The following is a 24,898-nucleotide window of genomic DNA, read 5'->3' as shown; positions in this document are numbered from 1 at the left end:
ACGGCGTCGAAGGCCTCGGCGCAGTCGCCGCCCTGCAGCAAGAACGCCTCACCGCGCGCGACAGCCCCAAGCCGGGCGCGCAGCTGGTCGCACTCACCGGCAAAGACCAGCGGCGGATACGAGGCGAGGTCCGCAAGCACCTTGCGCAGAGCCTCGGAATCCGGCCATTCAGGCTGCTGCGCCGCGGGAAGGGACAGCCAGGAGAAGTCCTGGGCGGTGGTGTCAACGTTCACGGTCACGCTGCAAGGCTACGTGGTCACGCATATGGAAACGCCATGACGCCCGATGGGTGAGACACATCATGGAACGGCACCCCCTGTCGCGGCACTGCGCTAGGCTCGTCCCGTGAACGCGCAGCAGCACGCCTACTCCTGGTGGTGGACCGTCCCCGAGGCGGCCCGCTAGCTCGCGTACCCACGCAGACTTCAACGGCCGCCCCTCGGGGCGGCCGTTTCGCGTCTGACGCGGAGAGCCTCCCCGAAGAGCGGCCGGACCCCGACCCGACTCCCCGGAAGGCCCACCGTGACCGACGTGCCCGCCCTGATCGCCCGGCTCACCGAAGCAGGCGAGCCGTTCGCCCTGCTGCACCGCCGCACCCCGCGCCTGGCCCCGGACACCGTGGAACTGCTCCTGGGCGAGGTCGGCGGGTACGAGACCCTGGCCGAGCTGCCGCTCCCTTCCGGCGCGCCGCAGTCCGGGCTGCCCGAGCACGACCTGCTCGCGCTGGTGCCCTACCGGCAGATCCGCGAGCGCGGCTTCGAGGTCCGCGACGACGGCACGCCGCTGCGCGCGCTGAAGGTCCGCGAGTCCTACCGGCTCCCGCTGGCCGAGCTGCGCGCCGCCCTGCCGCAACGCAAGGTCGAGCTGGGCGACGGCGGCTTCGACGTGGACGACGCCGCCTACGCCGCGATCGTGCGGCGGGTCATCGACGAGGAGATCGGCCGCGGCGAGGGTGCCAACTTCGTCATCCGGCGCGACTTCACCGCGACGCTCACGGACTTCTCCCCGGCCCTCGCGCTGACCCTCTTCCGCCGCCTGCTGGAGCAGGAGCGCGGCGCGTACTGGACCTTCCTCGTCCACACGGGAGATCGGGTGCTCGTGGGGGCCAGCCCGGAGGTGCACGTGCGGCAGACCGCGGAGACGGTCGTGATGAACCCGATCTCCGGCACCTACCGCTACCCCGCCGCGGGCCCCGGCCTCGACTCGCTCCTCACCTTCCTCCACGACCGCAAGGAGCTGGAGGAGCTCACCATGGTCGTGGACGAGGAGCTGAAGATGATGTGCCAGGTCGGCGACCTGGGCGGCCAGGTCCTCGGCCCGCGGCTGAAGGAGATGGCGCACCTCGCGCACACCGAGTACGAGCTGCGCGGCCGCACCTCGCTGGACGTGCGGGAGGTGCTGCGCGAGACCATGTTCGCCGCCACCGTGACCGGCAGCCCCGTCGAGAACGCGACCCGGGTCATCTCCCGCCACGAGTCCACCGGCCGCGGCTACTACTCCGGCGCCCTCGCCCTGATCGGCCGCACCGCGGGCGGTGCGCAGACCCTCGACTCCCCCATTCTCATCCGCACCGCCGACATCGACCCGGCGACGGGCCGCCTCGCGGTACGCGTCGGCGCGACGCTGGTGCGGCACTCCGACCCGGACTCCGAGGTGGCCGAGACCCACGCCAAGGCGGCCGGCGTGCTCGCCGCGATCGGCGCCGTCCCGCCCCGGGCACCCCGGGGCGGCGGCTCGGCGCCGCTGCTCGCCGACCACCACCGGGTGCAGGCCGCGCTGGACGCGCGCCGCAGGAACCTTTCGCCGTTCTGGCTGCGGATGCAGACGCCCATGGCACCGGAGGGGACCTCGGGCCAGGACTGCCTGGTGATCGACTGCGAGGACACCTTCACCTCGATGCTCGCGCACCTGCTGCGCTCGCTGGGCCACCGGGTGACGGTGCGGCGCTGGGACGCGCCGGGCCTGGCGGATGCCGTCGCCGCGCACGAGGGTCCGCTGGTGCTCGGCCCCGGCCCCGGCGATCCGGCGGCGGACGACCCGAAGATGAACGCGATGCGGGAGCTGGTCGCCTCGCTGCTGGACACCGGCCGCCCGCACGGCTTCCTGGCGGTGTGCCTGAGCCACCAGTTGCTGAGTCAGGCCCTGGGTCTGCCGCTGCACCGCAAGGACACCCCGTACCAGGGCGCCCAGGAACGGATCACGCTGTTCGGGGAGGAGCACACCGTCGGCTTCTACAACACCTTCACGGCCCGCTGCGACGACGACGCGGCGGCGCGGCTGGCGGAGCGGGGCGTCGAGCTGAGCCGCGACGGGGCCACGGGAGACGTGCACGCCCTGCGCGGCCCGGGGTTCGCCGGGCTCCAGTTCCACCCGGAGTCGGTGCTGACGCTCGACGGCCTCGCGATCGTGCGTGAGGCGCTGCGCGGGCTGGTGCCGCAGACGGCCTGAACCCTCGAGCGGTCAGCGGCTCACGGGCGGCAGAACCGCGGCGTCACGGGCGGCAGAGCCACGGCGTCACGGGCGGCAGAGCCGCTCCGGGTTCGGGTCGAGCTCGCGCACGCAGTGGGCGGTGGACGCGAAGGTCTCCGCGCCGACGCGGCTCACCACCCGTTCCCGCAGGGCCCCGGCCAGGGTCAGCGCGGCGTCCATGGCGACGCGCCGGCCCTGGTCCGTGAGCGAGGCCAGGACCACGCGCCGGTCCGCGGCGCTCGGCTGACGGTGCAGCAGTTCCGCCTCCGTCAGCCGGTCGGCGACCTTGGTGGTGCCGGCCGTGGTGAAGTTCAGCGTGGCGGCCAGCTGGTTCATCGGCGCCGTCTGCTCGGGCGAGGTCAGCAGGAACCAGAGCACCTGGAACTCCGAGGGCGTCAGGCCCGCCTTCGCCTGCACGTCGGCCAGCAGCTGGTCGGTCACCCGCCGGAAGCCGGCCTGAAGGGTGTTCCACTGGTCCAGCAGTTCCAGGTCCGCCGCGTCCGGACACTTCTCGGCCATCCCCCGACCTTTCGTACGAATCGACCGCTCTTGCCCAGGGTAGCAACGCGGGCTAATGTCTAACTAGCTACTTAATATCCAGCTAGCTATCCAGTGAGAGGTCTCTCCGTCATGTCTGTCACCCTGCCCGCCGGGCACTACCGGCTCGACCCCGCGGCCACCGAGGTCCGTATCCAGCACAGGACGATGTGGGGCCTGGTCACCGTCAAGGGCCGCTTCACCGAGGTGACCGGCGCGGGCGAGATACCCGCCGACGGAGGCCCCGCCTCCGGCACGCTGACCCTGGCCAGCGCCTCCCTGGACACCGGCCACGCCAAGCGGGACCTGCACCTGCGCGGGGCCGACTTCTTCGACACCGAGCGCTTCCCCGAGCTGGTCTTCACCGCCACCGAGGCCCGGCCGCAGAGCGACGGCACCGTCGAGCTCGACGGGCAGCTGACCGTGCACGGCGTCACCGAGCCGCTGACCCTCACCGGGACCGTCACCGATCGCACCGACGCGAGCGTCACCCTGGCCGTGGACACCGTCATCGACCGGGACCGCTTCGGCCTCGGCTGGAACAAGCTGGGCATGCTGAAGGGCCTGACGGCGGTCACCGTCAACGCCACCTTCAGGCAGGCCTGACGGCGGCGGTCAGGCCTGCTCCTCCTCGTCGAGCCCCGCGGCGATGGCGTAACGGACCAGCTCCACCCGGTTGTGCAGCTGCAGCTTGCCGAGGGTGTTCTGGACGTGGTTCTGCACCGTGCGCGGCGAGAGCACCAGGCGGTCGGCGATCGCCTTGTACGGCAGGCCCTTGGCCACCAGCCGCAGCACCTCCGTCTCCCGGTCCGTCAGCCTGGGCGCGCTCGGGCCGTCCTGGCCGGCCGGCGCGGGCTCGGCCGCCAGGCGGCGGAACTCGCCGAGGACGAGGCCGGCCAGCCCGGGGGTGAACACCGCGTCGCCCGCGGCGGTGCGCCGCACCGCGTCGATCAGGTCCTCACGGCTGGCGGACTTGACCAGGTAGCCGGTGGCACCGGACTTGACCGCCTCCAGCACGTCGCCGTGCTCGCCGCTGGCGGACAGCACCAGCACGCGTGGCGCGGCGTCGCCCGCCATCAGCTGGCGGCAGACCTCGACGCCCGGCTGGTCGGGCAGGTTCAGGTCGAGCACGACCACGCCGGGCCGGCTCGCCCGGCCGCGCTGCACGGCCTCGCGCGCGTCGCCCGCGGTGGCCACGACGTCGAACCCGGCGTCGGCCAGGTCCCTGGCCACCGCCTCGCGCCACATCGGGTGGTCGTCGACCACCATCACCCGGATCCCGGCCTCGCTCATCTCACCCCTCCTGCTGACGCTGCTTCGGCACCCGCAGCTCCACCTCGGTGCCCTGCCCTGCGGCGGAGAAGAACTCCGCGCTGCCGCCCAGATCCCGCAACCGGCCGCGGATCGACTGCGACACCCCGAGCCTGCCCTCGCGCTCGGCCTCGGCCAACCGCGCCGGGTCGAAACCGGGACCGTCGTCACGGACGCTGACGATCACCGCGTCCGGCTCGTCCTCCACCAGGATCCACGCCTGGGCCTGCTCGCCCACGTGCTGCCGCACATTGTCCAACGCGGCACCGACAGCGGCCGCGAGCTCGTCCGCCGCGCGGAAGGGAAGCAGCACCTCCGTGCCGGGCTGCGCCACGCTGACCCGCGGGTCGGCGAGCGGCGCGAGCAGGGCCCGCAGGTCCTGTGGCAGGTGCGGATCGGCGGCCGCCGGCGCACGGCCGCGTCTGGCCGCGCCGAACAACCCGCCGGGCAGCGCCGGCTGCACCTCGCTGGCGATCAGGCGGCGCAACGCCACCTCCTGCTCCCCCGCGAGCGCGGCGATCTCGGCGGCCTCGCCGCCGAGCTCCGCGCCGCGTCGCTTGACCAGGGTGAGCACCTGGAGCACCCCGTCGTGGATGTCCCTGGCCAGGCGCTCGCGCTCACGGGTCGCCGCCTGGATCTCCAGCGCGCGGGCGAGCGTCTCCTCGCTCTTGCGGGCCAGGTCGACGACGAAGCCGATGGCCACGCCGCTGAGCAGCAGCAGCACGATGTTGTGCAGGTTGGAGCCGTCGAGCGTGCCCGCCTCGATGACGTTGGCGACGCCGACGACCGCCCCTGCGATCGCCCCCGGGAGCCAGCCGCCGTACACGGCGAAGCCGAGCACCGCGCTCGCCGCACGGATGGTGGGCAGGGTGACGTCCCCGCCCTGCACCCAGTGCCAGGAGTCGAAGGCCCGCGTCAGCAGGATGCCGGCCACGACCAGCCCCAGGTCGACGATCAGCCAGCGGCGCGTGCACGTCTCCTTCGACCAGAAGACCTTGACCGTGCCCAGCGTCCAGGCCGACAGCACGCCCATGTAGATCCACGCGCCGAGCTGGTTGGTGTAGTGCTGCTCGTGCTGGGCGTAGCGGCCTATCGCGTAGAGCAGCGTCAGCACCCGGAACGCGCTGATGGCGATCCACAGCGGCTGCTCGACGGAGAACGAGCCCCCGCCGACCGCGACGCCCTTCGGCTTTCCCCCCACGATCCCCTCCCCTACTGGCCCTGCTTGTCCTGCTGCCTGGACGCCTGCTTCTCGGCCTTCTTCGCGTCCTGCATCGCCCGCTTGGCGGCCGTCGCGTAGACGTCCACGTACTCCTGCCCGGAGAGGCGCATGATCTCGTACATCACCTCGTCGGTGACCGAACGCAGGATGAACCGGTCGTTCTCCATGCCGTGGTAGCGCGAGAAGTCCATCGGCCGGCCGATCCGGATGCCCGGACGGACGCCGAACTTCGGCAGCACCTGGCCCGGAGGCTGGAGCTTCTCGGTGTCGATCATCGCGACGGGGATCACCGGCGCACCGGTCGCCAGCGCGATCCGGGCCACGCCGCCGACCTTGCCGCGGTACAGCCGGCCGTCGGGCGAGCGGGTTCCCTCCGGGTACACCCCGAAGAGCTCACCGCGCTCGATCACCGCGATGCCGCTCTGGATCGCCGCCTCACCGGCCCCGCGCACCCCGGAACGGTCGACCGGGAGCTGCCCGACCCCCTTGAAGAAGGCGGCCGTCAACTTTCCCTTGATCCCCGTCCCGGTGAAGTACTCGGACTTCGCGATGAACGTGACCCGGCGCCTCGGGATCAGCGCGGGCAGGAAGAACGAGTCGGAGAAGCTGAGGTGGTTGCTGGCCAGGATGGCCGGACCCTCCTCGGGGATGTTCTCCATCCCCTCGACCCACGGACGGAAGAAGATCTTCAGCAGCGGGGCGACGATCATCTTCATCAGCCGGTAGAACAAGCCTGACCTCCATACTCACCTGACCACCGAGAACCTTAGTCCGCTTCGCGGCAATCTCCCTCCACCCCGTAGGGGTCGGGAACAGGAAGCTGTACGGGCGCGTTGCCGACATGCGACGATGACGCTGACTGGCGCATCCCCGCAAACGCGCTCCAGGCCAGCGCCCCCACTTGGCCCACGGTCGGGAAGGACCTCACATGCCGCTGCTGCCCGGCGCCGAACCGTACCGCCATCACGGCGGGCCGGTGGGAATCCTGGTCTGCCACGGCTTCACCGGATCGCCCAACTCGATGCGCCCCTGGGCCGAGCGTGCGGCCACCGAGGGTTACAGCGTCTCCCTCCCGCTGCTGCCGGGCCACGGCACGCACTGGAAGGACCTCAACACCACCCGCTGGCCGGACTGGTACGCGACGATCGAACGCGAGTACCTGGGCCTGGCCGAGGAGTGCGACCAGATCTTCGTCTTCGGCCTCTCCATGGGCGGCCTGCTCGCGCTGCACCTGGCCGCCGAGCAGGGGGCCGGCGTCAGCGGCCTGGTCCTGGTGAACCCCCTGGTCGTGATGCCGGGCCAGGCGCACGTCGCGCTGCCGGTCGTCCGCCACCTGGTGCCGAGTTTCCCCGGCATCGCGAGCGACATCGCCAAGCCGGGCGTCGACGAGGGCGGCTACACCCGCACCCCGCTGCACGCCGCGCACTCGATGAAGCAGCTGACGAAGATCGTCCAGTCCCAGCTGCCGTCGGTGACGCAGCCGCTGCTGCTGTTCCGCAGCCCGCAGGACAACGTGGTCTCGCCCGTCAGCGGCCGGACGCTGGTGGAGCGCGTCGGCTCCGCGGACCTCGAGGAGCGACTGCTGGAACGCAGCCGCCACGTGGCCACCCTGGACTGGGACGCCGACCAGATCTTCGACGGGAGCATGGACTTCGTCCGGCGCCTGACCGTCCCCGCAACGAAGGGCTGACGGCGATGGCAGAGCCGGAGGGCGTGGAGCGCCCCGAGCAGTCCGACCCCGAGGGCCGGACCGACCGCACCGACGACGAGCTCTTCGCCGAGCTGGTCGCGGGCTTCGACGAGCCGGTCGCCGAGGGCGACCGCAGCTGGCCCGAGGCGGAGGACGTGGCGGACCTGCGTCCGCAGGCGCGCCCGCGCCCGGTGATCAACCCGCTGCCGATGGTGCGCGCGGTGCCGCCGGTCGACCCGCGGGCGTGGACGCCCGAGGAGGACCCGGACGACGAGCACTACACCCCTCCGGAGCCGCCGCCGCTGCCGCAGACGCAGGCCGCGACGAAGCTGGCCCTGCTGGCGCTGGTGGTGGGCCTCGTCATGATCGTTCTCGGCGAGATCGGCGAGCTGCCCGGCATGGCGACGTTCCTCGGCGTCTGCGCCGTGGCCGGCGCGGTGGCCGCCCTGGTCGTCCGCATGCGGAACCCGGACCCGGAGGAAGAGGACGACGACCCGAACCACGGCGCGGTCGTCTGACGCCCGGTTGCACCCTCCAGGGGCGCGGGGAACTCCGCGACAAGCCACCGCCGTTCGGGTGGTCCTCGACGCGCAGGGCCCTCCGCACGCCGGTGGTTGCTTGCGCACGCAGTTCGTCGGGCAGAGCCCCCCGCCCCCCGAGGTGGTGCAGCTAACCGGGAATGCGAAGTACCCCCACCACCGGTAGGTGATCCGTCGCCAGGAGCAGGTCCTTGGCGCGGAGTCCGGGGTAGCCCTCGCCGGCGACGCCGCAGGCGAGGACCTGGATGTCCGGGGTGGTGAAGATGCCGTCGATCCGCTGGTGCGGGTTCTTCGGGACGCTGCTGAACTCGTTGCCCCACGGCCGCGCCGCCCACCCGTCCCGCAGGCGCGCCGCGAGCACCTCCCAACCGCGCTCGCCCGGATGCTCGTTGAAGTCGCCGCCGACGACCGAGTGGGCGACGCCCAGGCCGTCGAGGTGGTCCAGCAGGAGCTGGAACTGCTCGAACCGTTCGTCACCGTCCAGCGACAGGTGACAGCTCGTCACCGAGAACGGCGCCGCGGCGCCGACCTGGACCACCGTGGTCGCGAAGCCGCGCTGGTGCAGTTCGGGGCGGCGTGGGAGCCAGACGTCGTGGGTGGCGAGCGGCACCGCGCGCAGGCGGCCCAGCAGCAGCGGCCCGGAGGCCGCCTTGCCCCCGCTGAGGACCATCAGGCCGGCCGAGCGGGCCAGCCACGCGGCCTGGGGGCGGGGGAACCAGAAGCGCGGGGACTCCTGGATGCAGACCAGATCGGGCTGGAGCGCCCGCAGGACGCGGACCACCGCCGTGCGGTCGTCGCGCAGGCTCCGGATGTTGTAGCTGACGACCCGGACGATCTCGGAGCCGTCCGGCTGCGGGCCGGAGGCCGGCAGGTCCCACATCTGATCGCTCAGCGTCTCCATGCTGCGAGTCTCGCAAAACACCCGGGCCCGCGCCGTGGAACGGCGCGGGCCCGGGCGGGCACATCCTGTGAAGATCGCGATCAGAAGCGGGCGAGGTCCGCCGCGCCGATGATGCCGGCGGCGGAGCCGATCGTCGCGAGGACGACCTCCGCGCGGGGGCGGTGGACGCCACCGATCAGGTACTTCTCGAAGGCCTTGGCCACCGGGTCCAGCAGCAGGTGGCCGGAGTCGGAGACGCCGCCGCCGAGCACGAAGACGGCCGGGTCGAAGAGCGAGGCGAGGTCGGCGAGGCCGCGGCCGAGCCAGTCGGCGAGCTCGTCGTAGACGTCCAGCGCCAGCGGGTCGCCCTCCTGGGCGGCCTGGGTGATCTGGCTGCCGGTGATCGTCTCGGCGATGCCCTCGTTCAGTTCCAGCAACCGTGCGCCGCGCTCGGTGTCCGCCGCGGCCGCCTCGCGGCCGTAGCGGCGCAGGGCGCGGCCGGAGGCGTACTGCTCCCAGCAGCCCTTGGAGCCACAGCCGCACGGGAGGCCGTCGGGGACCATGTTCAGGTGGCCGATCTCGCCGGCCACGCCGAAGCTGCCCCGGTGCATCCGGCCCTCGATGACGATGCCCCCACCGACGCCGGTGCCGACCGTCACCATGATCATGTCCTTGTGACCGGCCGCCGCGCCGAACCGGAACTCGCCCCAGGCGGCGGCGTTCGCGTCGTTCTCGACCACCGTCGGCAGGTGGACCAGGTCCTCGATCCGGGCCTTGAGCGGCTCGTTCTCCCAGGCGATGTTGGGCGCCATCAGGACCGTCGACCGGTCGCGGTCGATGTAGCCCGGGGCGCCGACGCCGACGGCGACGACCTCGTGGTCCTCGCGCAGTTCCTTGATCGCTTCCGCGATGGCGCCTACGGCCCACTGCGGATCGGCGGGCGTCGGCACGCGGGTGCGCGCCAGGATCGCCCCGTTCTCGTCCACGACGCCGGCCGCGATCTTGGTGCCCCCGACGTCGACGCCGATGGTGAGTCCCATGTGTCCCTCAGTCTTCGGTAGATCCCCGCTGGGCGGTACCGTACATTAGCCGAAGACAGGAAGGCGAGAGTGTTCCGGGTCGAGTTCATAAGTCGAAAACAACTCTCCCGGTTCTGCCTCACCTCCACCAGGACGAACCCCGACGAGGTCTAGTCCAGGTCGATGTGTTCGGTGCCGTCCTGCTTCGGTGCCGTCCAGCGGCGTTCGGAGGCTGAAACCGCAGCCCGGTAGGCGGCGATCAGTTCACCCCCCGCCGCCAGCAGATGGCCGTACACGGCGGGGCTCGAGCTGCGGAGCGGTGCGGCCAGGTTCTGCAACACCTCCATCGGATCGCTGGAGCCGGAGCTGAGGGCGGTCACCTTCTCGGTGACGGCCGAGGCGAAACGGCGCACCTCGTCGACGAGCGGGCCGAGATCCTGCCCGAAGGGGAGGTCGGCCGACGCCCCCTCACCGTCCCGGCCAGTCTCACCGACCGCCTCGGGCTCCGCCACCGGGACGTGCTCCGCCGAAGCGGGCTCCTGCGGCTGTTGCCCCTGCTCGGCGACGGCCTCCGCCCACACGTCCCCGCTGTCCTCGACACTGCTCATGTCCCACTCCCCATCGTCGGCGTCCTCGCCTTCGACGCTACCTGAGCGGGGCGGGCCACAGGGACGGGTCGGGTGCGAATCGCACGGTCAGCTCCCCGTCGCGCAGTGCCGCGCCCGCGACCGTGCAGCGGCGCAGCGCGGACGGCAGCGGGACGGTACGGCGGTGTCCGGCGACGCCGAGGAGCAGGTCGTCGCCGCGGCGCAGCAGGTCGAGGTCACCGCGCTCGGCGCCGGGCAGCGGGATGTGCCAGACCAGCACGCCGTCGGGCGTGCCGAGCCGGTCCTCCACCTCCCAGGCGGCGGCCTTGCGGGCCGCGGCGACGGGCCCCTCCGGCCAGGTGGCCAGGGCGGCGGGTTCGGCCAGGCCGGCCAGGTCGGAGCGCTCCGGCTCCCGGCCGAGGTCTGGTACCAGGTGGACGGGCTCGTCCCAGTCGCCGAACCCCTCGTCGCCGAACGCCTCCACCGCAGCCGCACCGACACGGCTCACCAGCACCGACTCCAGCGGCAGTTGCTCCAGCGCCAGTGCGGCGCGCATCCGCCGCTGCTGCGCGCGGGTGCGCGGGCCGCCCGGCGGCGGGACCACCAGGCGCACGGTGGTGCCGGGCGCGTCGAGGGCGGCGCGGACGTCGGCCAGCTCGGCCGAGGCCCAGGCGCGCGCCTCGAAGAGCCACTGCGAGGGCATCGGCACCCCGGCCAGCCCGGCCAGGACCGGGCGCAGCGCGCGGGCGGCCTGCCGCTCGTCCGGCAGCAGCCGGGCGAGGTAGGTGTCCAGCCGCGCGGGCAGCGCCAGGGCGGTGAGCAGCTCGGCGACCGGCGGCGCGTCGACGACCACGAGGTCGAAGTCGTCCTGTCCGGGCAGCGAGCGCAGCAGGTCCAGCAGGGCGAGTTCGCGGGCGCCGGGCAGGGCGACGAGCTCGTCCGCCTCCAGCGGCTCGACGCCGAGGAGGTCGAACAGCGGCTTGGCGCGGCGCATCAGCCGCACGCCGGCCGCCCGGAAGGCCGACTGCCCGTCCAGCCGGACCGCGAACAGCCCCGGCTCCAGTCCCGTCCGGGCGGGTTCGGCACCGAGCCGCTGGTCGAGCAGCGCGTCCAGGGAGCGGTAGGGGTCGTCGGCGGCGACCAGCAGCACCCGTTCGCCGGACTCGGCGGCCAGGGCGGCGGTCGCGGCGGCGACGGTGGTGCGGCCGGCCCCGCCCGAGCCGCTGACGAGGACGAGGCGGGGCATGGCGGGCGCCTTGGCCATCAGGCGGCGAGGTCCTCGACGCGCTTCTTCAGACCGGCCAGCGCGCGGTCGATGATGACCTTCTCGGCCTTGCGCTTGATCATGCCCAGCATCGGGATCTTGACGTCGACCGCGAGCTGGTAGGTGACCTCGGTCCGCGCGCCCGCCGGGGTGAGCGTGTAGGAGCCGTCGAGGGACTTCAGCATCTGGCTCTTCACCAGCGTCCAGCTGACCTTGCGGTCACCGTCCCAGGTGTAGGCGAGGACGTGCTCGTCCTTGATCGCGCCCGCGTCCAGCACCAGGCGGACCTCCTCGGCGCGGCCGTCCTCGGTCTCGGCGAGGACCTCGATCTCCTTGACCTCGCCCGTCCACACCGGGTACGCGGCGAAGTCCGCGATCACCGCCATGATCGCGGCAGGGGTGGCCTCGATCGTGGTGCTCGACCTGGTGTGCTCCGCCATCGGGTGGCCTCCGCCTCTCGACCCTTGTACTACTACCGCGAAGAGGCTATCGCGTCCGTGCCCGCGGCCCGTGATCAGACCGGTCGGATACCGGCGCTCGGATGTCGGGCGCTCGGATGTCGGGCGCTCAGATGTCCAGCACCCATGGCCGTCCGGTCGCGTTGAAGTGGCCGACGTTGACGCACTCGGTGCGGCCGATCCGCATCCGCCGCGCCAGCGGCTGGTGGACGTGGCCGAAGAGGGCGTACGCGGGCTGGGTCTCCCGGATCGCCTCCAGCACCGCCTCGCTGCCGCGCTCGAAACGGCGGGCGACGGTGTCGTAGGTCAGCTCCGGTACCGCGGGCGGGATGTGCGTGCACAGCACGTCGACCCGGCCCAGCGCCGCGACCTTGGCCGCGTACTCCTCGTCGCCGATCTCGAAGGGCGTGCGCATCGGGCTCGGCAGGCCGCCGCCGACGAAGCCGAAGGTGCGGCCGCCGAGCTCGGTGGTCTGCCCGTCCAGCACCGTGACGCCGGCGCGGGCGAACTCCGGCCACAGCCGCGGCAGGTCCACGTTGCCGTAGGTGGCGTAGGTGGGCGCCGGGAAGGCGGCGAAGAGCTCGGCGTACTGACGGCGCACGGCGCCCTCGATCGCCTCGGCGCGGTCCAGTCCGATGCCCGCCCACAGCTCGGCGGAGAAGGCGCGCGCGTCCTCGAAGCGCCGCTCGGTGCGCATCCGCACCAGGCGGCCGGCGTTCTCGGCGCCGAACAGGTCGGGGAAGATGCCGCGGCTGTGGTCGGCGTAGTCGAGAAAGAGAATGAGGTCCCCGAGACAGACCAGCGCGTCGGCGCCCTCACCGGCGCGCGCGAGCGCCTCGCTGTTGCCGTGCACGTCGCTGACCACATGGACCCGCATGGGCCCCACCCTAGGCCCACTACGCTGGTCAGCGAGTGTGACCCTGGGAACACCTGGCTTCTACATCTATCCCGCCGGTCCTACCCGCTAGTAACGTCCAGGCGTCCCAGCAGCGTCGCCGTGGCAGCCAGACAGATCGAGGAGCAAGCTTTGCGCGAGTTCAGCCTTCCGGCCCTGTACGTGGTGCCGAGCGGCGGAAACCTCACCGACCTGGTTCACGCCAACGCGGAGCAGCACCCCGACCTGCCCCTCGTCGCCCGCAAGGTGGACGGCGTCTGGCAGGACCGCACGGCGAGGCAGTTCCTGGCCGAGGTCCGGGCGGCCGCCAAGGGCCTGATCGCCTCCGGCGTGAACGCCGGCGACCGGGTCGGCCTGATGGCCCGCACCCGCTACGAGTGGACCCTGCTGGACTTCGCGATCTGGTGCGCCGGCGCGATCACCGTCCCGGTGTACGAGACCTCCTCGGCCGAGCAGGTCGAGTGGATCCTCGGCGACTCCGGCGCGGTCGCCTGCGTCGCCGAGCTGCCCCGCCACGAGGCGGTCATCGCCGAGGTGCGCGAGCGACTGCCCGAGCTCAAGCAGGTCTGGCAGTTGGAGGCCGGGGGCCTCGACGAGCTGGTGAGAGCCGGCGCCGAGGTCTCCGACACGGCGGTCGAGGAGCGCCGGGCCACCCTCGGCCCGGACACGGTCGCCACCATCGTCTACACCTCCGGCACCACCGGCCGCCCCAAGGGCTGCATGCTGACCCACGCCAACTTCATGGCGGAGCTCGGCAACGTGACGCAGCGCCTTACGCCGCTGTTCCGCCCCGGCCACTCCTCGGTGCTGCTCTTCCTGCCGCAGGCGCACGTGCTGGGCCGGATCGCGGAGATCGCGGCCGCGATGGCGCCGATCCGGATCGGCCACGTCTCCGACCTCAAGGAGGTCACCGCGGAGCTGGCCTCGTTCCGGCCGACGCTGATCCTGGGCGTGCCGCGGGTCTTCGAGAAGGTCTACAACACCGCCCGCGCCAAGGCGCAGGCGGAGGGCAAGGGCAAGATCTTCGACCGTGCCGCCGACACCGCCATCGCCTACAGCCGCGCCCTGGACACCCCCGGTGGCGCCTCGCTGGGCCTGAAGCTGCGTCACCGGATGTTCGACGCGCTGGTCTACAGCAAGCTGCGCAACGCGCTCGGCGGCCGGGCCACCCACGCCATCTCCGGCGGCGCTCCGCTGGGCGAGCGGCTGGGCCACTTCTACCGGGGCATCGGCTTCACCGTGCTGGAGGGCTACGGCCTGACCGAGACCTGCGCGGCCACCGCCTTCAACCCCTACGACCGGCCGAAGATCGGCACCGTCGGCCAGCCGCTGCCCGGCTCGGCCGCCCGGATCGGCGAGGACGGCGAGATCTGGCTCAAGGGTCCGCAGGTCTTCACCGGCTACTGGAACAACCCCGCGGCCACCGCCGAGGCGCTGCACGACGGCTGGTTCGCCACCGGCGACATCGGCGAGCTGGACGAGGACGGCTACCTCAGGATCACCGGGCGCAAGAAGGAGATCATCGTCACCGCCGGGGGCAAGAACGTCGCCCCGGCCGTGATCGAGGACCGGATCCGGGCGCACCCGCTGATCGGCGAGTGCATGGTCGTCGGCGACCGCCGCCCCTTCATCGGCGCGCTGATCACCGTGGACCCGGAGTTCTTCCCGGCCTGGAAGAAGCTGCACAACAAGCCGGAGCAGGCCACCGTCACCGACCTGCTGGCCGACTCGGACCTGCTCTCGGCCGTCCAGGCGGCGATCGACGACGGCAACGCGGCGGTCTCGCACGCCGAGGCGGTCAAGAAGTTCCGGATCATCGACACGGTGCTCTCGGAGGACTCCGGCCACCTCACCCCCTCGCTCAAGCTGAAGCGCGCGGTGGTCATGAAGGACTTCGACGACGAGGTCGAGGCGCTGTACAAGAAATAATTCGGACTCCGGCAGTTCACCGGAATTTGATGTTCCCCCCGGAACCAGTGATTCCGGAGGGCTTTTTATAAACGCGGCGTATATTCTGACGAAATCCCCTCCAGTCCGTGCACAACGGTTGGGAAGCTGGCCCCGCGCATTCCGCGCCAACCGGACGAGGGGGGACTTCGTCAGCGATGTCCGTACGATCCGCGCTTCCCAAAATCCTGGCGGCGTTCAGTCTCGCCGCCACCCTGCTGGGCGGCGCCGCCGTCACGGCACCGGCCGCCCACGCCGACGAGACCACCGTCTCCCAGGACACCTACCGCACCGGCTGGGACCAGAACGAGCCCGGCCTGACGCCCGCCCAGGTCTCCTCCTCCGACTTCGGCCAGCAGTTCTCCACCGCCGTCGACGGGCAGGTCTACGCGCAGCCCGTGGTGGTCGGCAACACCCTCGTCGTCGCCACCGAGACCAACCACGTCTACGGCCTGGACCCGGTCACCGGCGCGATCCGGTGGAGCGACGCCTACGGCGCGCCGTGGCCCGCCTCCGGCGTCACCACGCCCGGCGCCACCTGGTCCTGCGGCGACCTCTCGCCGTACATCGGGATCACCGGCACGCCCGTCTACGACCCGGCCTCCGGCTACGTCTACCTGGTCTCCAAGGAGGACGGCGGCCAGTACCACGACGCGCCCGTCTACAAGATGCACGCGGTGGACCCGGCCACCGGCAACGAGAAGGCGGGCTTCCCCGTCGTCATCTCCGGCTCCCCGGGCAACGACCCGACCACCGTCTTCACGCCCGTCCAGGAGGGCCAGCGGCCCGGCCTGCTGCTGCTGAACGGCGTGGTCTACGCGGGCTTCGGCTCGGTCTGCGACCACGGCAACTGGCGCGGCTTCGTCGTCGGCGTCAACACCGCCGGGCAGCAGACGGCGATGTGGGTGGACGAGACCGGCGCCGCCAACCAGGGCGGCGGCATCTGGGCCTCCGGCGGCGGTCTGGTCGCCGACGCGCAGGGCCACATCGAGTTCTCCACCGGCAACGGCGTCTCCCCGCCGGTCGGCCCCGGCAGCAAGCCGCCCGCCAGCATGTCGGAGTCGGTCATCTCGCTGACCGTGCAGGGCGACGGCTCGCTCAAGGCGAACGACTTCTTCGCCCCCTCCGACGCGGCCTACCTGGACCAGAACGACCGCGACCTCGGCTCCGGCGGCGTGATGGCGATCCCGGACGGCTACGGCACGACCGCCGTCCGGCACCTGGCCGTCACCGAGGGCAAGGACGGCCGGATCTTCCTGCTGAACCGCGACAACCTGGGCGGCATGGCGCAGGGTTCGGGCGGCGGCGACGCCGACGTGCAGACGCTCGGCCCGTACACCGGCTGCTACTGCCACCCGGCCTTCTGGGGCGGAGGCGGCGGCTACGTGTACTACTCCAGCAACGGCGGCCCACTTCAGGCCTTCCACCTCGGCACCGACGGCAGCGGCAAGCCGGCGCTGGCCCTGGTCGGCCAGGGCTCCATCAACTTCGGCTACCTCAACGAGGGTTCGCCCGTCGTCAGCTCCACCGGCACCACCGCCGGCAGCTCCGTCGTCTGGGTCTCCAAGGCCAACGACATGTACGGCACCGGTGCCACCCTCTACGCCTACAACGGCACCCCGAACGCGGACGGCTCGCTCAGCCTGCTGTGGTCCGCTCCCTACGGCGTCGCCTCCAAGTTCGCCACGCCCGCGACCAGCGGCGGCCGCGTCTACATCGGCTCCCGCGACGGCCACGTGCTGGCCTTCGGCCGCCCGGCCACCTCGGTGCTGACCGGACAGCCGGTCCCGATCGGGCAGGTCAACGTGGGCTCCAGCGGCAGCGGGACGCTCACCCTCACCGCCTCCCGGGCGCTGGACGTCACCGGCGTCACCACCTCGGCGCCGTTCTCGGTGACGGCGCCGACGCTGCCCGCCGCGCTCGCGACCGGCGGCACGCTCACCGTCCCGGTCACCTTCACCCCCACCGTGGCGGGCGCGACCACCGGCATCGTCGAGGTGGCCACGGACCAGGGGACGGTCGGCTTCTCCGTCAGCGGGTCCGGCGTCAGGCCCGGCTTCCTGGCCAGTCCTTCGAGCGTCAGCTTCGACAGCCAGCCCACGGGGGTGCCGATCTCCACCTCCGTCCAGTTCACCAACACCGGCACCGGCGGCGAGACCGTCTCCGCGACCGGCTCCCCCGCCGCGCCGTGGAGCGTGACGGGTGCGCCGGCGGCCGGCACCGTGGTCCCCGCGGGCGGCTCCTTCACCGAGTCCGTCACCTACAGCCCGACCACGGCCGGCGACTCCACCGACCAGCTCTCGGTCACCTCCACCTCCGGCACCCTCACCGTGCCGCTGAGCGGCTCCGCGGTCACCGGGCAGGGGCATCTGACGATCACTCCGAGCTCGCTGAGCTTCGGCAACGTGCCGGTTGGCACGGTCTCGCCGCAGCTGAGCTTCACCGTCACCAACGACGGCAACATCCCGGTCACCCTGAACAAGGCGAAGGCGCCGGTCGGCACCTTCTCCAGCCCGAACGCCATCGCCGAGGGGCAGGTGCTCGGCCCCGGCCAGGCGATCTCGGTGCCGGTGGTCTTCTCCCCCGGCACAGCGGGCCCGCTCAGCGACAGCTACGAGATCACCGGCAACACCGGCCAGGGCGACCTCTACGTCCGGCTGTCCGGCACCGGCCTCGCCACGCTGCCGCAGCCGCCGACGAGCTGGCAGGCCAACGGCTCCGCCACGCTCTCCTCGGGAGCGATCCAGCTCACCCCGGCGACGACCCAGCAGTCGGGCTCCGCCTTCTACACCAGTGCGGTGCAGACCGACGGCCTGACCGCCTCGTTCACCTCCACCTTCAGCGGCGGCAGCGGCGGTGACGGCGCCACCTACGCCCTGGTGGACGCGAGCAGGGGCACCGACACCGGGACCGGCGTGTCCGGCGGCGGCATGGGCTTCTCCAAGCTGCCGGGCCTGGCCGTGGTCCTCTCCACCAGTTGGAACGGCGCGGCCGGGATGGGCAACTTCGTCGGTATCGCCCAGGGCCCCGGCTCCGGCGCCGACAACCTCACCTACCTGGCCTGGGCGAAGATCCCCGCCTCGTTGGAGAGCGGCAGCCACGCGGTGACCGTCACCACGGCGGGCGGGCACGTGAAGGTCGGGGTCGACGGCGCCGCGCTGCTCGACTACGTCCCGGCGGCGGGGGTGTTGCCCAGCAACGCCTATGTCGGCTTCACCGGCGGCACCGGCGCGAGCACCGACGTCCACGCTGTCTCGAACATCACGATCACGCCCCCGGCGGCGGCCACCACCGGCCCGCAGGTGCTGACGGCGACGCCGGGCACGGTCGCCTTCGGCCCGCAGACGGCCGGCGGCTCGGAGAGCCAGACGGTGACGCTGATGAACAACGGCACGGGCACGGAGACCGTCTCCGCCGTCACGGCCCCGGCCGCGCCCTTCGGCGCGACACTGCCGGCCGTGGGCACCGCCGTCGCCCCGGGCTCCTCGATCACCGTCCCGGTCAGCTTCGCACCGACCCTGACAGGGGCCCAGAACAGCTCCTTCGCGGTGACCACAACCAGCGGTACCGTCACCGTCTCGCTCTCGGGCACCGGCCAGCCGGCCGGGACCGGCGGCACCCTGCCCGGATTCACCGACGCGAGCTGGCACCTGAACGGCGTGGCGAGCCAGTCCGGCGGCGTGGTCTCGCTGACCACGGACGGCATGCACTCGTCCAAGGGCGACGCGATCAACGCCACCCCGGTCAGCCCGCTGGGCCTGCACGCCACGTTCACCGAGTCGATCAGCTCCACCGGCGCCCAGACCGGCGACGGCATGAGCTTCGCCCTGCTGAACGCGGCGACGACGGGCACCACCTCGCTCGGCCACGACGGCAGCGGGCTGGGCGTCACCGGACTGGACGCGACGGTGGCCGGGCTGGCGGTCTTCTCGAACTTCGGCGCGAGCAGCGCGCCGGATCTCGGTGTGGCCACGACAAGTTCGGCCACCTCCACGTTCTCCACCCTCGGGTACACCACGAATGTCCCGGCGTTGCAGGGGGCGACCCACACCGTCGACGTCCAGGTGACGACCGCGAGCCGTCTCGTGGTCAAGATCGACGGGGTCCAGGAACTCGACGAGGCGGTGACCTTGCCGAACAAGGTGCTGGTCGGGTTCACGGCCGGGGTCGGCGCCTCGACGGACACCTTCGCGGTCTCCGCGCCGACGATCACCTACACCTCGTAAATCAATTCCGGCCGATGGCCGGGAATACGTGCACGGCGCGGCCGCTCGTTAATTTCCGGGGAAAGGAGTGTTAATTCCCGGAAGGCGCGGGCGGTCGCGCATTAGCTTGTCCCGTGGGGAGGGACTTTCCATGATTTCCGCGTTCATCGTGGTGTGCTCGCTCGCGTTGTTCTGGGTGGCGGTGTTCACCCTGTGGTGGATGCTGCACGCGTGGCGCACGCCGGAGACGCTCGCCGGGACCAGCTTCGGCGCCCCGGACGGCACCGGGGCGCTCTCGTTCTCCCTGCTGGTGCCCGCCCGGCACGAGCAGGAGGTGCTGGAGCACACCGTGCTGCGGCTGCTTCAGTCCACGCACCGCGACTACGAGGTGATCGTCATCGTCGGCCACGACGACCCGGACACCGCCGCCGTCGCGCACCGGCTCGCCGCCGAGCACCCGCACCTGGTCAGCGTGGTGACCGACCACCACGAGAAGAAGAACAAGCCCAAGGCGCTCAACAACGCGCTGCCCAGCTGCCGCGGCGACGTGGTCGGCGTCTTCGACGCCGAGGACCAGGTCCACCCGGAGCTGCTCAGCCACGTCGACCACGCCTTCCGCGACACCGACGCCGACGTGGTGCAGGGCGGCGTCCAGCTGATCAACTTCCACTCCAGCTGGTACAGCCTGCGCAACTGCCTGGAGTACTTCTTCTGGTTCCGCTCGCGACTGCACCTGCACGCCGAGAAGGGGTTCATCCCCCTCGGCGGCAACACCGTGTTCGTGCGCACCGAACTGCTGCGTCTGGGCGGCGGCTGGGACGAGGCGTGCCTGGCCGAGGACTGCGACCTCGGGGTGCGGCTGTCCAGCCAGGGCGCCAAGGTCGTCGTCGCCTACGACTCGGAGATGGTGACCCGCGAGGAGACCCCGGACTCGGTGGTCTCCCTGTTCAAGCAGCGCACCCGCTGGAACCAGGGCTTCCTCCAGGTGTACCGGAAGAAGGACTGGAAGCGCCTGCCGTCGCTGCGGCAGCGGATGCTGGCCCGCTACACGCTGGTCACCCCGTTCATCCAGGCGCTGTCCGGCCTCGCGCTGCTGGCCGGCGTGGCGCTGGCGTTCGTGGCCCAGGTGCCCGTCACCGTCGCGCTGGTCTCCTTCTCGCCGCTGGTGCCGATGGCGGCGATGACCGCGTTCGAGGTCGTCGGCCTGCACGACTTCGGCAAGCAGTACCAGCTGCGGGTGCGGTTCAGCCACTACGCGAAGCTGCTGCTCGGGGCCCCGTTCTACCAGCTGATCCTGGCGGGGGCGGCGCTGCGCGCGGTCTGGCGCGAGCTGCGCGGACGCAAGGACTGGGAGCTGACCCGGCACGTCGGCGCGCACCTGGCCGAGGGCTGACCGATCGACACCGAGGGGGGAATTCCGCGATGACGTCAGTCGTCGAGGCCGTCACCGCACTCCCGCGCACCGAGGAGCCCGCCGCCGAACCGCGGCGGCGGCGCCTGGGGCGCTGGGCTTCGAACCGGCCGGACCTGCTGGTCGCCGCGCCGATCCTGGTGGTGATCGTCCTGGTCCAGGCCGTCAACATCACCAACTTCCCGACCGTCAGCGACGACGAGGGCACCTACCTGGCGCAGGCGTGGGCGATCCAGCACGAGGGGGCGCTGGCCCACTACAGCTACTGGTACGACCACCCGCCGCTGGGCTGGCTGCAGATCGCCGCGCTGTCGTGGATCCCGGCCCTGTTCGACCACGGCATGAACGTGGTGATGCAGGCGCGGATCATCATGGTGCCGGTCACCGCGGTCTCCGCCGCGCTGGTCCACGTCGTGGCGCGGAGGATCGGCCTGCCCCGGTGGGCGGCGGCGCTCGCCATGGTCGTCTTCGGGCTCTCGCCGCTGTCGGTCACCATGCAGCGGGAGATCTACCTCGACAACTTCGCGGTGCCGTGGATGCTCGCGGCCTTCGCCCTCGCGCTCTCGCAGCGCAGGCACCTGTGGCACCACATCGCGGCGGGGCTGTGCGCGGGCGTCGCCGTGCTCTCCAAGGAGACGATGATCATCACGCTGCCGGCCCTGGTGCTGGCGGTGTGGCGCGGCTCCGACCGCTCGACCAGGGTCTTCACCATGGTCGGCTTCGCGATGAGCTTCGTCCTGCTGAGTTTCCAGTACCTGCTGTACGCGGTGCTCAAGGGCGAGCTCTTCCCCGGCCCCGACCACAACTCGCTGATCGGCGCGCTGGAGTTCCAGCTCGGCCGGGGCGGCAGCTCCGGCTGGATCCTGGAGAGCGGCTCGGTCACCAACATGACGCTCCACTGGTGGATCGTCCGCGACCCGGTGATCCTCGTGGTCGGCGTGGCCGCGACGGTGGCGGCCCTGTGCGTGAAACGGCTGCGCGAGGTGGCGCTGGCCTCGCTGCTGCTGGTGGTCGTCGCCTGCCGCCCCGGCGGCTACCTGCCGGCCATGTACGTGCTCCAGGCGCTGCCGTTCCTCGCCCTGTGCACGGCGGGCGTGGCGGACGCGATCGCCCGTCAGTTCCTCACCGGGCGCGTCTCGCGGTGGCTGCCGCAGTCGCGCAACGTACTGGCCTTCTGCGCCGTGATCGCGGCCGGGCTGGTCGCCCCGCACTGGGAGACCGGCGACGAGACCGCCGACACCGCCTACAGCAACACCGAGTACAGCCAGGCCTCCGCCTGGGTCAGGGCCCACGTCGCCGACAAGCCGCACACCCGGATCGTCTCCGACGACGCCATGTGGCCCGACCTGGTCGACCAGGGCTTCCAGCCGGGCCTCGGCGCGATCTGGTTCTACAAGGTCGACCTCGACCCCGCGGTCACCCGCACCCTCCCGCACGGCTGGAAGGACATCGACTACGTCGTGTCCTCCTCCGTCATCCGCCAGGACCCCAACGGCCTGCCCACGGTCCGCGCCGCGATGGAGCACTCCGTCGTCGTCGCCCGGTTCGGCACCGGAACCCAGGAGATCGACATTCTCCGCGTGGACAAGTCCGGCCTCACGTACCACCCGCAGGCGGGGGGCGGGCAGTGAGCCTCCGTTCCCTCCGCACGGCCCTGCGGGACCGATGGCCGCTGTTCGCCGTCCTGGCGCTGCAGATCGTCCTCGCCTACCTGCTGACCAACACCGCCTTCGAGGACGAGGCGCTCTACCTCTACGCCGGCCACCGCGAGCTGGACCTCCTGCTCCACCACACACCCACCTACGACACCTACGCGTCCTACTTCTCCGGTGCGCCCTTCCTCTACCCGGTGCTCGCCGCGCTCGTCGACAGCGCGCTGGGCCTGGAGGGCGCGCGGGCGCTCAGCCTGCTCTTCATGGTCGGCGCCACGGCGCTGGTGTGGATGACGGCCCGTCGGCTCTACGGCCGCCGGGCGGCGGTCGTCGCCGCCGCGCTGTTCGGCGTCTCCGCGCCGACGCTGTTCATGAGCCGGCTGGCCACGTACGACGCCATGTGCGTCTTCCTGCTGGCGCTGGCCCTGTGGCTGGTGGTGCGGCTCGCCCGGGCCAACCCGGCGTGGGTGCTGCTCGCGGCACCGGTGCTGGTCCTGGCCGCCGCGACCAAGTACGCCTCCGCGCTGTACCTGCCCACGGTCGTGGCCGCCGCGGTGCTGACCGTCCCGGCGTCGGGCCTGTCCTGGCGCCGCGCGGCGCTGCGCGGCGGACTGCTGACCGCCGCCACGGCGGGCCTCGCCTGGGCGGCCCTGACGGGCTGGCCGTCGCTGCGGCAGGGCCTGGAGCAGACCACGGTCAACCGAGCGGCGGGCGCCGAACCCCTCTCCGGCATCCTGCGGCTGTCGGCGGTCTGGGGCGGCTGGATCGCGGTCCTGGCCCTCGTCGGCGTCCTCGCCACCGCGCGCACGGCCTCCCGCCCGGTCCCCGGCACACTGCTGGCCGGGGCACTGACCGTCACCGCGACCTTCGCCACGCTCTACCAGGCGCACCTGGGCACGTCGGTCTCCCTGCACAAGCACATCGGCTTCGGCCTCCTCTTCGCCGCCCCCGTCGCCGGCCTCGGCCTCTCCTGGGCAGCCCGCGCCGGCACGGTCCGGGCGGTCCCGGGCTTCGCGCTGGGCGTCTGCGTCCTGCTGGCCCTCTACGCGAACCACGCGGTCACCCCGATGTACGGCGGCTGGCCCGACTCCACCGGCGAGGTGGCCGCGCTGCGGCCGTTGGTGGGCCCCGGCCAGGACCAGCGGTACCTGGTGGAGGAGAACGAGATCCCCCGGTACTACCTGGCGTCGCGGACCGAGCCGTACGAGTGGCTGACGACGTACTACTTCCAGTACAAGTCCCTGACGGGCCTGCCGGCGTACCAGGCGGCGATCCAGGACGGCTACTTCGACCTGGTCGTCCTGGACTACGGCCCGACGGCGGCGCTCGACCGCGAGTTGAAGGCGGCACTGAAGGCGGACCCGGCGGGCTACCGTCTCGTCGCGAGCGTTCCCGGCAGGACGTCCTACGGAACGCAGACCTACGACATCTGGCAGAGGCTCTAGTGGCAACCCGCCAGGGGCGCGGGGCTCCGCCCATGTGCGGCTCTGCCGCGTGGCCGCGACAGTCCGCCAGCCTTCGGCCGGGAGGTACCCCTCTGGCCTGCGGATGGTCCGGGGCGCGCAGGGCCATCCGCACCCGGTGGTTGCTCGCGCCCACGCAGGGGGCACCTCGGGGCACCTCCCGGCCGAAGGCTGGGGGAGGAGCCGCCCATCGGCAGAGCCGCGCGCCCCTGACGGACTACAGCAAGCTCTCCAACCTGTCCGCCAGGAGGTCCCAGCGCCAGGCCTCCTCGACCCACGTGCGGCCCGCCGCGCCCATGCGGGCCCGCAGTGACGCGTCACCGAGCAGCGCGACGAGCCGCTCCGCGAGTTCGCCGCGGTCCCTGCCCGGGACGACGTAGCCCGTCTCGCCCTCGCGGACCGCGTCCGGCGCGCCGCCGGAGTCGCCGGCGACGACCGGCAGGCCCGTCGCGGAGGCCTCCAGGTAGACGATGCCGAGGCCCTCGACGTCCAGCCCGCCACGGCGGGTCCGGCACGGCATCGCGTAGACGTCGCCCGCGCCGTAGTGCGCGGCCAGCTCCTCCCACGGGACCGGGCCGGTGAAGACGACCGACGAGGCGACCCCGGTCGCCTCCGCCAGCTTCGTGAGGTCCGCCCGGTACGGGCCGCCGCCGACGACGAGCAGCACCGCGTCGGGGAAGCGCCGCAGCACCGACGGCCAGGCGCGGATCAGCGTGTCCTGCCCCTTGCGCCGGACCAGGCGCGAGACGCAGACCACGACCGGCCGGTCGGTGAGGCCCAGCCGGGCGCGGACCGCGTCGCCGCCCGACGCGGGGTGGAAGGTCTGCTCGTCGACGCCGGGCGGCACCTGCACCATCCGCGCCGCCGCCTGCGGGCCCACCGCGGCCGCGATCCGCGAGCGGGTGTACTCGCCCAGGTACGTGAGCGTGTCCGTGCCCGCGCCGATGCGGCGCAGCAGCTGCCGGGAGGCCGGCAGCTGCGCCCAGGCGGCCTCGTGGCCGTGCGTCATGCCGACGATCCGCTCCGCGCCGGCGCGGCGCATCGTCGGCGCCATCAGACCGAGCGGCGCCGCCGCGCCGAACCAGACCGACCCGCAGCCGTGCGCGCGCAGCAGCTCCGCGGCCCGGCGCGTCACACGCGGGGTCGGCAGCAGCATCGTCGTCCGGTCGCGGACGACCTCGAAGGGCTGCTCGGCGTCGAACTTCCGCACCTCGCCGCCGTCGCGCCAGGTGGAGGCGTAGACGACCAACTGCTCGGGCGGCAGCCGGAGCGCCATGTTGTGCACGAAGGTCTGGATACCGCCCTGGCGCGGCGGGAAGTCGTTGGTGACGATCAGGGTCTTGTTCACG

General features: G+C 72.3%; 21 protein-coding genes. 9 read left to right on the top strand and 12 right to left on the bottom strand.

Annotated elements, in window-relative coordinates; genetic code table 11:
- Nucleotides 1-239 (bottom strand): 3-deoxy-7-phosphoheptulonate synthase (locus tag ABH931_RS27220; protein ID WP_370118522.1); only part of this gene is annotated, 239 nt, incomplete at its 3' end.
- 283 nt (nucleotides 240-522) lie between these two features.
- On the opposite strand from ABH931_RS27220, the gene ABH931_RS27215 reads away from it, so the two are divergent.
- Nucleotides 523-2,448 (top strand): anthranilate synthase family protein, encoded by a 1,926-nt coding sequence (locus ABH931_RS27215; protein ID WP_370118520.1) that lies wholly within the window; start codon nucleotides 523-525, stop codon nucleotides 2,446-2,448.
- A 66-nt stretch (nucleotides 2,449-2,514) separates the two neighbouring features.
- Here ABH931_RS27215 and ABH931_RS27210 read toward each other — a convergent pair whose 3' ends face one another.
- The gene (locus ABH931_RS27210) at nucleotides 2,515-2,988 is read right to left on the bottom strand and encodes a MarR family winged helix-turn-helix transcriptional regulator (RefSeq protein WP_370118517.1); all 474 of its coding nucleotides are present in this window, start codon (nucleotides 2,986-2,988) and stop codon (nucleotides 2,515-2,517) included.
- A gap of 111 nt (nucleotides 2,989-3,099) precedes the next feature.
- Between ABH931_RS27210 and ABH931_RS27205 the strand changes: the two genes are divergently transcribed.
- Nucleotides 3,100-3,612 carry a YceI family protein gene (locus ABH931_RS27205; protein WP_370118514.1) on the top strand — a complete coding sequence of 171 codons (513 nt, stop codon included), beginning with the start codon at nucleotides 3,100-3,102 and terminating at the stop codon, nucleotides 3,610-3,612.
- 9 nt (nucleotides 3,613-3,621) lie between these two features.
- Here ABH931_RS27205 and ABH931_RS27200 read toward each other — a convergent pair whose 3' ends face one another.
- The 3 genes from ABH931_RS27200 to ABH931_RS27190 are packed head-to-tail and all read right to left on the bottom strand — an operon-like array spanning nucleotide 3,622 to nucleotide 6,270.
- The gene (locus tag ABH931_RS27200) at nucleotides 3,622-4,299 is read right to left on the bottom strand and encodes a response regulator (protein ID WP_370118511.1); all 678 of its coding nucleotides are present in this window, start codon (nucleotides 4,297-4,299) and stop codon (nucleotides 3,622-3,624) included.
- 1 nt (nucleotide 4,300) lies between these two features.
- The gene (gene macS, locus ABH931_RS27195; RefSeq protein WP_370118541.1) at nucleotides 4,301-5,521 is read right to left on the bottom strand and encodes a MacS family sensor histidine kinase; all 1,221 of its coding nucleotides are present in this window, start codon (nucleotides 5,519-5,521) and stop codon (nucleotides 4,301-4,303) included.
- 8 nt (nucleotides 5,522-5,529) lie between these two features.
- Nucleotides 5,530-6,270: a lysophospholipid acyltransferase family protein gene (locus ABH931_RS27190; RefSeq protein WP_370118508.1), complete on the bottom strand. Its 741-nt coding sequence runs from the start codon at nucleotides 6,268-6,270 to the stop codon at nucleotides 5,530-5,532.
- A 197-nt stretch (nucleotides 6,271-6,467) separates the two neighbouring features.
- Between ABH931_RS27190 and ABH931_RS27185 the strand changes: the two genes are divergently transcribed.
- Both ABH931_RS27185 and ABH931_RS27180 read left to right on the top strand, forming a co-directional pair.
- On the top strand, nucleotides 6,468-7,229 hold the full coding sequence (locus tag ABH931_RS27185) for an alpha/beta hydrolase (protein WP_370118505.1): 762 nt from the start codon (nucleotides 6,468-6,470) through the stop codon (nucleotides 7,227-7,229).
- Nucleotides 7,230-7,234: 5 nt separating this feature from the next.
- Complete coding sequence (locus ABH931_RS27180) at nucleotides 7,235-7,747, top strand: hypothetical protein (protein ID WP_370118502.1); 513 nt, start codon at nucleotides 7,235-7,237, stop codon at nucleotides 7,745-7,747.
- 151 nt (nucleotides 7,748-7,898) lie between these two features.
- Here ABH931_RS27180 and ABH931_RS27175 read toward each other — a convergent pair whose 3' ends face one another.
- The 6 genes from ABH931_RS27175 to ABH931_RS27150 all read right to left on the bottom strand — a co-directional run bounded on the left by ABH931_RS27175 (nucleotide 7,899) and on the right by ABH931_RS27150 (nucleotide 12,853).
- Nucleotides 7,899-8,669: an endonuclease/exonuclease/phosphatase family protein gene (locus ABH931_RS27175; RefSeq protein WP_370118499.1), complete on the bottom strand. Its 771-nt coding sequence runs from the start codon at nucleotides 8,667-8,669 to the stop codon at nucleotides 7,899-7,901.
- An 80-nt stretch (nucleotides 8,670-8,749) separates the two neighbouring features.
- A complete protein-coding gene (locus ABH931_RS27170; RefSeq protein WP_370118496.1) occupies nucleotides 8,750-9,688 on the bottom strand; it encodes an ROK family glucokinase in 939 nt (312 codons plus the stop codon).
- A 149-nt stretch (nucleotides 9,689-9,837) separates the two neighbouring features.
- Nucleotides 9,838-10,275 (bottom strand): DUF5304 family protein, encoded by a 438-nt coding sequence (locus ABH931_RS27165; protein WP_370118493.1) that lies wholly within the window; start codon nucleotides 10,273-10,275, stop codon nucleotides 9,838-9,840.
- A 37-nt stretch (nucleotides 10,276-10,312) separates the two neighbouring features.
- On the bottom strand, nucleotides 10,313-11,500 hold the full coding sequence (locus ABH931_RS27160) for an ArsA-related P-loop ATPase (RefSeq protein ID WP_370118490.1): 1,188 nt from the start codon (nucleotides 11,498-11,500) through the stop codon (nucleotides 10,313-10,315).
- Between the two features lie 17 nt (nucleotides 11,501-11,517).
- The gene (locus tag ABH931_RS27155; RefSeq protein ID WP_370118487.1) at nucleotides 11,518-11,958 is read right to left on the bottom strand and encodes an SRPBCC family protein; all 441 of its coding nucleotides are present in this window, start codon (nucleotides 11,956-11,958) and stop codon (nucleotides 11,518-11,520) included.
- A gap of 127 nt (nucleotides 11,959-12,085) precedes the next feature.
- A complete protein-coding gene (locus ABH931_RS27150; protein ID WP_370118484.1) occupies nucleotides 12,086-12,853 on the bottom strand; it encodes a metallophosphoesterase in 768 nt (255 codons plus the stop codon).
- 150 nt (nucleotides 12,854-13,003) lie between these two features.
- Between ABH931_RS27150 and ABH931_RS27145 the strand changes: the two genes are divergently transcribed.
- The 5 genes from ABH931_RS27145 (at nucleotide 13,004) to ABH931_RS27125 (ending at nucleotide 23,531) form a co-directional block, all read left to right on the top strand.
- Complete coding sequence (locus tag ABH931_RS27145; RefSeq protein ID WP_370118481.1) at nucleotides 13,004-14,800, top strand: long-chain fatty acid--CoA ligase; 1,797 nt, start codon at nucleotides 13,004-13,006, stop codon at nucleotides 14,798-14,800.
- Nucleotides 14,801-14,976: 176 nt separating this feature from the next.
- On the top strand, nucleotides 14,977-19,044 hold the full coding sequence (locus ABH931_RS27140) for a beta strand repeat-containing protein (protein WP_370118478.1): 4,068 nt from the start codon (nucleotides 14,977-14,979) through the stop codon (nucleotides 19,042-19,044).
- Nucleotides 19,045-19,174: 130 nt separating this feature from the next.
- Nucleotides 19,175-20,416 carry a glycosyltransferase gene (locus tag ABH931_RS27135; protein WP_370118475.1) on the top strand — a complete coding sequence of 414 codons (1,242 nt, stop codon included), beginning with the start codon at nucleotides 19,175-19,177 and terminating at the stop codon, nucleotides 20,414-20,416.
- Between the two features lie 29 nt (nucleotides 20,417-20,445).
- Nucleotides 20,446-22,065 (top strand): ArnT family glycosyltransferase, encoded by a 1,620-nt coding sequence (locus ABH931_RS27130; protein WP_370118472.1) that lies wholly within the window; start codon nucleotides 20,446-20,448, stop codon nucleotides 22,063-22,065.
- On the top strand, nucleotides 22,062-23,531 hold the full coding sequence (locus tag ABH931_RS27125) for a glycosyltransferase family 39 protein (RefSeq protein WP_370118469.1): 1,470 nt from the start codon (nucleotides 22,062-22,064) through the stop codon (nucleotides 23,529-23,531). The genes ABH931_RS27130 and ABH931_RS27125 overlap by 4 nt, the downstream gene beginning before the upstream one ends.
- Nucleotides 23,532-23,766: 235 nt before the next feature.
- On the opposite strand, the gene ABH931_RS27120 is transcribed toward ABH931_RS27125, so the two are convergent.
- Nucleotides 23,767-24,897, bottom strand: coding sequence for a glycosyltransferase family 4 protein (locus ABH931_RS27120; protein WP_370118466.1), 1,131 nt, complete (start codon nucleotides 24,895-24,897; stop codon nucleotides 23,767-23,769).
- Nucleotide 24,898: the final 1 nt, after the last annotated feature.

It is taken from the genome of Streptacidiphilus sp. MAP12-33 (assembly GCF_041261265.1).
Lineage (GTDB): Bacteria > Actinomycetota > Actinomycetes > Streptomycetales > Streptomycetaceae > Streptacidiphilus.
The sequence above is the reverse complement of the archived record's forward strand: the minus strand, read 5'-3'. Positions and strand labels throughout refer to the sequence as shown.

Bases quoted from the DNA above. Each gene is read 5' to 3' on its own strand.
- ABH931_RS27210 (WP_370118517.1), bottom strand. From the start codon at position 2,988: ATGGCCGAGAAGTGTCCGGACGCGGCGGACCTGGAACTGCTGGACCAG.
- ABH931_RS27205 (WP_370118514.1), top strand. From the start codon at position 3,100: ATGTCTGTCACCCTGCCCGCCGGGCACTACCGGCTCGACCCCGCGGCC.
- ABH931_RS27200 (WP_370118511.1), bottom strand. From the start codon at position 4,299: ATGAGCGAGGCCGGGATCCGGGTGATGGTGGTCGACGACCACCCGATG.
- ABH931_RS27185 (WP_370118505.1), top strand. From the start codon at position 6,468: ATGCCGCTGCTGCCCGGCGCCGAACCGTACCGCCATCACGGCGGGCCG.
- ABH931_RS27180 (WP_370118502.1), top strand. From the start codon at position 7,235: ATGGCAGAGCCGGAGGGCGTGGAGCGCCCCGAGCAGTCCGACCCCGAG.
- ABH931_RS27175 (WP_370118499.1), bottom strand. From the start codon at position 8,669: ATGGAGACGCTGAGCGATCAGATGTGGGACCTGCCGGCCTCCGGCCCG.
- ABH931_RS27170 (WP_370118496.1), bottom strand. From the start codon at position 9,688: ATGGGACTCACCATCGGCGTCGACGTCGGGGGCACCAAGATCGCGGCC.
- ABH931_RS27165 (WP_370118493.1), bottom strand. From the start codon at position 10,275: ATGAGCAGTGTCGAGGACAGCGGGGACGTGTGGGCGGAGGCCGTCGCC.
- ABH931_RS27160 (WP_370118490.1), bottom strand. From the start codon at position 11,500: ATGCCCCGCCTCGTCCTCGTCAGCGGCTCGGGCGGGGCCGGCCGCACC.
- ABH931_RS27155 (WP_370118487.1), bottom strand. From the start codon at position 11,958: ATGGCGGAGCACACCAGGTCGAGCACCACGATCGAGGCCACCCCTGCC.
- ABH931_RS27150 (WP_370118484.1), bottom strand. From the start codon at position 12,853: ATGCGGGTCCATGTGGTCAGCGACGTGCACGGCAACAGCGAGGCGCTC.
- ABH931_RS27140 (WP_370118478.1), top strand. From the start codon at position 14,977: ATGTCCGTACGATCCGCGCTTCCCAAAATCCTGGCGGCGTTCAGTCTC.
- ABH931_RS27135 (WP_370118475.1), top strand. From the start codon at position 19,175: ATGATTTCCGCGTTCATCGTGGTGTGCTCGCTCGCGTTGTTCTGGGTG.
- ABH931_RS27130 (WP_370118472.1), top strand. From the start codon at position 20,446: ATGACGTCAGTCGTCGAGGCCGTCACCGCACTCCCGCGCACCGAGGAG.